This is a genomic window from Devosia sp., assembly GCF_035944845.1.
Classification (GTDB): domain Bacteria; phylum Pseudomonadota; class Alphaproteobacteria; order Rhizobiales; family Devosiaceae; genus Devosia_A.
In genome coordinates this window covers 1-6,679 of the sequence record NZ_DASZAW010000107.1, presented here as the reverse complement: position 1 = coordinate 6,679, position 6,679 = coordinate 1, and the positions used below count along the sequence as shown (strand labels likewise).

Sequence of the window (6,679 nt, the reverse complement as noted above, 5' to 3'; positions counted from 1 at the left end):
CGTCGCCTATCTGACCAAGGCCGTCGGCTGATCGCCGACCGCTAACGGCTCTTCTTCGATGGAACTGCGCCGCGTCGTCGTCACCGGGATGGGGATCGTCAGCCCTTTGGGCTGCGGGATCGAACCAACCTGGGCCAACATCCTCGCATCCAAGAGCGGTGCCAAGCGCATCGACGACTTCCAGGTCGACGATATCGCTTGCCAGATCGCACACCGGATCCCGTTGGGCGATTACGCCGACGGCAAGTTCAATCCCGACGAATGGATGGACGTGAAGGATCAACGCAAGGTTGATCCCTTCATCATCTACGCCATGGCGGCGGCCACCCAGGCGATTGAAGACGCCGGGGTGGAACCCAAGACCGAAGAAGAAAAGCACCGGATCGGCACGCTGATCGGTTCGGGCATCGGCGGCATCGGGGGGATCTACGAAACCTCGATCACCTTGCATGAGAAGGGCCCGCGCCGCGTCAGCCCGTTCTTCATCCCGGGCCGCATCATCAATATGGCGTCGGGCAACGTCTCGATCCGCTTCGGCCTCAAGGGCCCGAACCACTCGGTGGTGACGGCCTGTTCGACCGGCGCGCACGCCATCGGCGATGCGGCCCGGCTGATCATGCTCGGCGATGCCGACGTGATGGTGGCCGGCGGCGCTGAATCGCCGGTCAACCGCATCTCGATCGCCGGCTTTGCCGCTTGTCGTGCGCTGTCTACCGGCTTCAACGATCGTCCGGAAATGGCCTCGCGTCCTTATGACAAAGACCGCGATGGCTTCGTCATGGGCGAGGGTGCCGGCATCGTGGTGCTCGAGGAATACGAACGGGCCAAGGCACGCGGCGCCAAGATTTACGGTGAAGTGATCGGATACGGCCTCTCGGGCGATGCCTACCACATCACCGCCCCCTCCGAGGACGGCGATGGCGGCTTCCGCTGCATGCAGATGGCGGTCAAGCGCGCCGGTATCGACCCCTCCGAGATCGACTACATCAACGCCCACGGCACCTCGACGCCGCTCGGCGACGAGATCGAGCTCGGCTCCGTCACCCGCATGCTGGGGGCTGCCGCACCGAAGGCAGCGATGAGCTCGACCAAGTCGGCCATTGGGCACCTGCTCGGCGCGGCCGGCTCGGTGGAAGCGATCTTCTGCCTGCTCGCCATGCGCGACTCGATCGTGCCGCCGACGATCAATCTCGACAATCCGTCGATCGATTCGGTGATCGATCTGGTGCCCCACAAGCCGAAGAAAAAAGAGGTCAACATTGCCCTCTCCAATTCCTTCGGCTTCGGCGGCACCAATGCCTCGCTGATCTTCCGCAAGGCGAGCTAGAGCGAGATCAGGAAGGGTTGCAGACTTTTCCGGTTCGATCTCGCGACTACAAGGATCTGGGGCAGGGTGCGGTCCAAGGAAGCGCAATCCTGCTCTGGAGCGACCGAACCTCGGCGCCCGCAACGGCGCCGGTTTCGTACTGATGTCACTATTGCAGCGACTATTGCCCGCGTTTGTGGAGGTTTGACCGATGGCCAACGAGCGCAGCGATAAGCGGGCCAGGAAGAGAAGTCGCGGCGGCGGCGGCCTGCTCAGCGTGGTCAACGCGCTGCTCACTCTCGTCGTCATCGGCATTCTGGTCGCCGTCGGCATCTTCCTTTACGGCGCCAGCCAGTTCTACGCCCCCGGCGCAGTCAAGACCGAGGCCAGCTTCACGGTCGAAAAGGGTTCGTCGGTGATGACCACGGCCCGCCGCCTCGAAGAGCAGGGCCTGATCCCGCAGGGCCAGCTGCTGCCGTCCGAATGGCTGTTCTGGGGTGGCGCTCGCGCCCTGAAGAAGGAAGGCGGCCTCAAGGCCGGCGTCTACGCGCTGAAGCCGAATTGGTCGATGGCCGACATTCTCACCGAGCTGACCGAGGGCAAGCCGCTCGATTTCTTCGTCAACGTCATACCGGGCGATACTTCATTCCAGGTCGCCGAGCGGCTGAACGCCGAGGGTCCGAACCTCACCGGCGAGCCTGTGCCCGTGCCACCCGAAGGCACGCTGCTCGCCGTGCGCTACGATTTCTTCCCCGGCGATACCCGCATCTCGGTGCTCGAGAAGATGCAGGCCGAGATGAAGAAGAAGGTCGACGAGATCTGGGCCGGCCGCGACCCGGCCATCGACTCGGTGATCAAGTCGCCGGCCGAACTGGTGACCATGGCATCGATCGTCGAGAAGGAAACCGGTCTTGCCTCCGAGCGCCCGCAGGTGGCAGCGGTGTTCATCAATCGGCTGAAGAAGAACATGCGCTTGCAGACCGACCCTACGGTCCTCTACGGCGTCACCGAGGGCAAGGCGGTGCTCAACCGCGGTCCGACGTCCTCGGAGCTGAAGGCCAAGACCGCCTACAACACCTACCAGATCGACGGCCTGCCGCCCGGTCCGATCGCCAATCCGGGCGAAGACGCACTTCGGGCTGTCGCGCATCCCGCGGCGATCAAGGACCTCTATTTCGTCGCCAAGAGCGCCAACCCGGCAGATGGGCATCTGTTTGCCGAGACCTATGCGCAACACCGAAAGAACGTGGCGCTCTACCGCAAGGCTGCCGCCGAAGCCGATGCCGAGGCAGCCAAGGAAGCGCTCGAGGCCGAGCAGGCCGAGGGCGCCGGCGAAGCCGTCGCGCCTGCCCCCTGATGAGCGCCGCGCTTGCCAGCATGACCGGCTACGCCCGCGCCGGCGGCGCGCTGCCGGGCGTCGGGTTCAGCATCGAGATCAAGTCGGTCAATGGCCGCGGTCTCGACCTCAGGATGCGCCTCGCCTCCGGCTTCGATGCGCTGGAAAGCGAAATCCGCCGCTTGATCGGCAAGTCGATTACCCGTGGCTCGCTGACCGTCTCGCTCAACGTCGACCGCGAGGGCGAGGGCGGCCGCGTCGTCGTCAACCATCAGGCGCTCGAAGCCGTCCTCGAAGGCTTCAAGTGGCTGGAAAGCCGCGTCGACGCCGACAAGCCCCGTCTCGATGGCATTCTTGCGCTGCGTGGGGTGCTCGAGCAGCACGAAACAGCGCTGTCGGCCGATGAGGAGGAGGCGCTCAACGGCGCCATCCTCGGCGCTGTGGCAGAGGCGGTGGCCGGCCTCGTTGCAGCGCGCCGCGAGGAGGGGGGCCGGATCGCCGCCATTCTCGGTGAACGGATCGATGAGATCGCCGCGCTCACCAAGGCCGCAGAAATCCACCCCGGCCGCAGCCGCGACGCCATTCTGGCGCGGCTGCGCCAGCAGGTGGCCGAGCTCAGCGAGGCGAGCCCCACGCTCTCCGACGAGCGGCTGGCACAGGAGGCGGTGCTGCTCGCCACCAAGGCCGATATCCGCGAGGAGCTCGATCGGCTGGGCGCGCACATCGCCGCCGCGCGCCAGCTGATCGCGGGTGGCGGCCCGGTCGGCCGCAAGCTCGATTTCCTGTCACAGGAATTTAACCGCGAAGCGAATACGCTTTGCTCCAAATCCAACGACGTGGCCCTGACAGCCATCGGCCTTGATCTGAAGGCCGTGATCGATCAGCTCCGCGAGCAGGTCCAGAATATCGAGTGACCCCGGGCGATCGCCGCGAAGCAGCCGAGCGCCTGCGCAGGGCAGAAGGACGAAGCACGAATGGAATTCACGCGACGCGGAGTGATGCTGGTTCTCGCCTCGCCGTCCGGGGCGGGAAAGTCATCGATCTCCCGCGCCCTGTTCGAGGATGATCCGAACATCGCGCTGTCGGTCTCGGTGACCACGCGTGCTCGCCGTACCGACGAGATCGACGGCAAGCACTATCACTTCATCGACGTGCCGACCTTCAAGAAAATGCGCGAGGACGGCGAGCTGCTGGAGAGCGCCGAAGTTCACGGTAATTTCTATGGCACGCCGCGTTCTCGGGTCGAGGAGCGGCTGTCGGCCGGCCGCGACATCCTGTTTGACATCGACTTCCAGGGCACGCTGCAGCTCTATGAGAAGTGCCGCCCCGACATGGTGACCATCTTCATCCTGCCGCCCTCGATCAAGGAATTGCGCAAGCGCCTCGAGCGTCGCGCCCAGGACAGCGCCGGCACCATCGACAAGCGACTGAAGAACGCCCGCATCGAGATGCAGCACTACAACGAGTACGACTATGTACTGGTCAACGAGGATCTCGAGGATTCCACGTCGCGCGTGCGCACTATTCTCGCAGCAGCTCGCCTCGCCCGCCCACGCTTCATCCAATTGGATAAGTTCGTCAAAGACTTGCAGGATCAGATAGACTCTCTTTAACAAGAGTCTGGAGGGTTGCGAGCCTCCAAGCGTCATCAAGGCGCAATCAAACTGTTAAGGTTGCACCTTAACGCTTCCGACAGCTGCCTGTGGATAAGCCTGGGCAACTGTGGATGGTTCGCTTGGCCACAGTTCCGAAACCTCGGAATTGGGCGGAACCTACCCTCGCGGGGGACTTGAGCATGCCGTTCGAAGTGAAAGCGTGCAGCATCGACGAAATGCACCGACATCCGACCTTTGCCGATCGGACCCAGGCAAAGGTGAAGGTGCTGCTGCGCGAGGTCCGCTCGCGCGAGACCTTCGACCACAACCTCACTTTGCGCGTCTGGGCCAACACCAACGACAAGATGAGCCCGTCGGAAATCAAGACCGCGCTGCTCGTCAAGGCCGCCGCCATCCTCAAGCGCACCGTCTCGGTCGCCGAAATCGAAGTCGGCGGCGACGGCGCGGTGACACGGCCGACGGTCAGCGGCTGATCTTCTCGCCAAACTCATAGTCCGGCGCGGGCTGCCCCCACCGTTGATCCCTCCCCGCAATGGGGAGGGAGAGGCTAGCTGCGATGTTGTGGGAGGTCTCCCTCCCCCTTGCGGGGAGGGGACAGGGGTGGGGGGCGGCCCGCACCGGCTTATGGCGATCACCTACCGCCGCGACACCAGCATCACGAATTTCGCGATCATCCCGGCCGCAAAGCCGAACAGCATCAGGCCGAAGGTAAACGGCCCGAGAATCTGGGTGATGCCGTCGGGTGATGCGAGGTCGAGGTTGACCCAGGCAAAGAACAGCACCCCGAGCCCCAACAGGATCGCCAGCGTCCGCCAGCGCTGCGCGAACAGTGGCACCGCGATTGGAATGCCGAAAGCCAACAGCGCCGTGATGATGGCGATGACCCCGCTCATCCGCGGCGCGCCCTCGCAAGCTTCAGGAAGGTCTCGACCGGCAGCACTTCGGCGCGCTCGTCGCCCCTCAGGTCCGCTGCTGCCAGCAGCGGCTCCATCGGTGCGCCGAGCGATTTGAGGCTCTGGCGCACCATCTTGCGGCGCTGCCCGAAGGCGGCCCGGGTGACGGCCTCGAGATCGCGCACTTCAACGCCATCATTAGTCACCCTGGGCTTCAGGTGCACTACGCTGGAGGTGACCTTGGGCGGCGGGGTGAACGCCTCGCGCCCTACGTTGAAGGCGATCCGCGCCTCGGTGCGCCAGCCGCACAAGACGCCCAGCCGGCCATAGTGATTGTCGCCGGCCTTGGCGACGATCCGTTCCGCCACCTCGCGCTGGAACATCAGCGTCAGGCTCTCGAAGAAGGGCGGCCACGTCTCCACGGTGAGCCAGCGGGTCAGCAACTCGGTGCCGATATTGTAAGGCAGGTTCGAGACGATCCGGGTCGGGCCGTCGACCAGCGCGGCGTAATCGACCTCCAGCGCATCGCCGGCCATCACTTCGAGTCGACCCGGATAAGCCTCGGCGATCTGCGCGAGGGCCGGCAGGGTGCGCTCGTCGCGCTCGATGGCGATGACTTTCCTCGCGCCCTCGGCCAGCAGCGCTCGCGTGAGACCTCCGGGACCGGGCCCCACCTCGATCACCGTCGCAGCGTCCAACGGCCCGGCGACCCGGGCAATGCGGGCCGTCAGGTTGAGGTCGAGCAGGAAGTTCTGTCCGAGCTCCTTCCTGGCCCTCAGGTCATGTGCGGCGATGACCTCGCGAAGCGGCGGGAGATTGTCGATCTGCATGGCAGCGGGGATAGCGGATTTATCGCGTTAGGCAAATGGTGGTGAGAGAAGGCGCTTGACCTTGCCATGATGGGAAGGTGCAGGGAAGGGCACGGCCACCGAATTGGGCCGGACTTGGAAGGAGAAACATATGAACAAGTTCACCCTTGCCGCTGCCCTGCTGCTGGCATTTGCGGCCCCCGCACTGGCGCAGCAGGATCATGGTGCCCACGGCGCGGCTGCCACCCCGTCCAAGCTGCCGGCGATCTGCCTCGCCAATGCACCGCAGCCCGCAACTCCCATGGCGATGCAGCACGGGGCAGGGGCCACCGGGGCCCATACCGAGCTGATGGCCGGCATGGACGCGATGAACGCCGACATGATGGCCGGCGGCACCGCCACCGACATCGACGTCGCCTTCGTCTGTTCGATGATTCCACACCATCAGGGCGCCATCGACATGGCCAAGGCCGAACTCAAGCACGGCGACGACCCATGGGCCAGAGAGATGGCGCAGGCGGTGCTCACGGCCCAGGAGAAGGAGATCGCCGATATGTTGGCCTGGCTGGAGCAGCAGCCGCAGTAGTAGCCTACTGAAGCTGGCGGTCCCCACCCGGCCTCCCCGGCAGGGGGCAGTCGGCAGTCGGCAGTCGGCAGTAGGGGTTGTCACCCCTAGTTGTTACGGCTACGCCTCGACTGCCGACTGCCGACTGCCGACT

The 6,679-nt window shown here is 64.8% G+C and carries 8 protein-coding genes; 6 read left to right on the top strand and 2 right to left on the bottom strand.

Annotation, left to right across the window (positions count from 1 at the left end; all coding sequences use genetic code 11):
* Positions 1-64: 64 nt before the first annotated feature.
* The 5 genes from fabF (at position 65) to VGV07_RS20940 (ending at position 4,731) form a co-directional block, all read left to right on the top strand.
* On the top strand, positions 65-1,327 hold the full coding sequence (gene fabF, locus VGV07_RS20960) for a beta-ketoacyl-ACP synthase II (protein ID WP_326870680.1): 1,263 nt from the start codon (positions 65-67) through the stop codon (positions 1,325-1,327).
* Positions 1,328-1,517: 190 nt separating this feature from the next.
* The gene (gene mltG, locus VGV07_RS20955) at positions 1,518-2,663 is read left to right on the top strand and encodes an endolytic transglycosylase MltG (protein ID WP_326870679.1); all 1,146 of its coding nucleotides are present in this window, start codon (positions 1,518-1,520) and stop codon (positions 2,661-2,663) included.
* On the top strand, positions 2,663-3,556 hold the full coding sequence (locus VGV07_RS20950; RefSeq protein WP_326870678.1) for a YicC/YloC family endoribonuclease: 894 nt from the start codon (positions 2,663-2,665) through the stop codon (positions 3,554-3,556). The genes mltG and VGV07_RS20950 overlap by 1 nt, the downstream gene beginning before the upstream one ends.
* 60 nt (positions 3,557-3,616) lie before the next feature.
* Positions 3,617-4,255 (top strand): guanylate kinase, encoded by a 639-nt coding sequence (gmk, locus tag VGV07_RS20945; RefSeq protein ID WP_291311316.1) that lies wholly within the window; start codon positions 3,617-3,619, stop codon positions 4,253-4,255.
* Between the two features lie 182 nt (positions 4,256-4,437).
* The gene (locus tag VGV07_RS20940) at positions 4,438-4,731 is read left to right on the top strand and encodes a hypothetical protein (RefSeq protein WP_326870677.1); all 294 of its coding nucleotides are present in this window, start codon (positions 4,438-4,440) and stop codon (positions 4,729-4,731) included.
* 162 nt (positions 4,732-4,893) lie between these two features.
* Here the strand turns inward: VGV07_RS20940 and VGV07_RS20935 are convergent, their stop codons facing one another.
* Both VGV07_RS20935 and rsmA read right to left on the bottom strand, forming a co-directional pair.
* Positions 4,894-5,151: a hypothetical protein gene (locus VGV07_RS20935; protein WP_326870676.1), complete on the bottom strand. Its 258-nt coding sequence runs from the start codon at positions 5,149-5,151 to the stop codon at positions 4,894-4,896.
* On the bottom strand, positions 5,148-5,981 hold the full coding sequence (rsmA, locus tag VGV07_RS20930; RefSeq protein WP_326870675.1) for a 16S rRNA (adenine(1518)-N(6)/adenine(1519)-N(6))-dimethyltransferase RsmA: 834 nt from the start codon (positions 5,979-5,981) through the stop codon (positions 5,148-5,150). Before rsmA ends, VGV07_RS20935 begins: the two co-directional genes overlap by 4 nt.
* A 130-nt stretch (positions 5,982-6,111) precedes the next feature.
* Here rsmA and copM point away from each other — a divergent pair, with 130 nt between their 5' ends.
* Positions 6,112-6,546, top strand: coding sequence for a CopM family metallochaperone (gene copM, locus VGV07_RS20925; RefSeq protein ID WP_326870674.1), 435 nt, complete (start codon positions 6,112-6,114; stop codon positions 6,544-6,546).
* Positions 6,547-6,679: the final 133 nt, after the last annotated feature.

Excerpts from the sequence above, each read along its gene's own strand:
- mltG (WP_326870679.1), top strand. The coding sequence starts at position 1,518 with ATGGCCAACGAGCGCAGCGATAAGCGGGCCAGGAAGAGAAGTCGCGGC.
- gmk (WP_291311316.1), top strand. The coding sequence starts at position 3,617 with ATGGAATTCACGCGACGCGGAGTGATGCTGGTTCTCGCCTCGCCGTCC.
- copM (WP_326870674.1), top strand. The coding sequence starts at position 6,112 with ATGAACAAGTTCACCCTTGCCGCTGCCCTGCTGCTGGCATTTGCGGCC.
- VGV07_RS20935 (WP_326870676.1), bottom strand. The coding sequence starts at position 5,151 with ATGAGCGGGGTCATCGCCATCATCACGGCGCTGTTGGCTTTCGGCATT.
- VGV07_RS20940 (WP_326870677.1), top strand. The coding sequence starts at position 4,438 with ATGCCGTTCGAAGTGAAAGCGTGCAGCATCGACGAAATGCACCGACAT.
- rsmA (WP_326870675.1), bottom strand. The coding sequence starts at position 5,981 with ATGCAGATCGACAATCTCCCGCCGCTTCGCGAGGTCATCGCCGCACAT.
- VGV07_RS20950 (WP_326870678.1), top strand. The coding sequence starts at position 2,663 with ATGAGCGCCGCGCTTGCCAGCATGACCGGCTACGCCCGCGCCGGCGGC.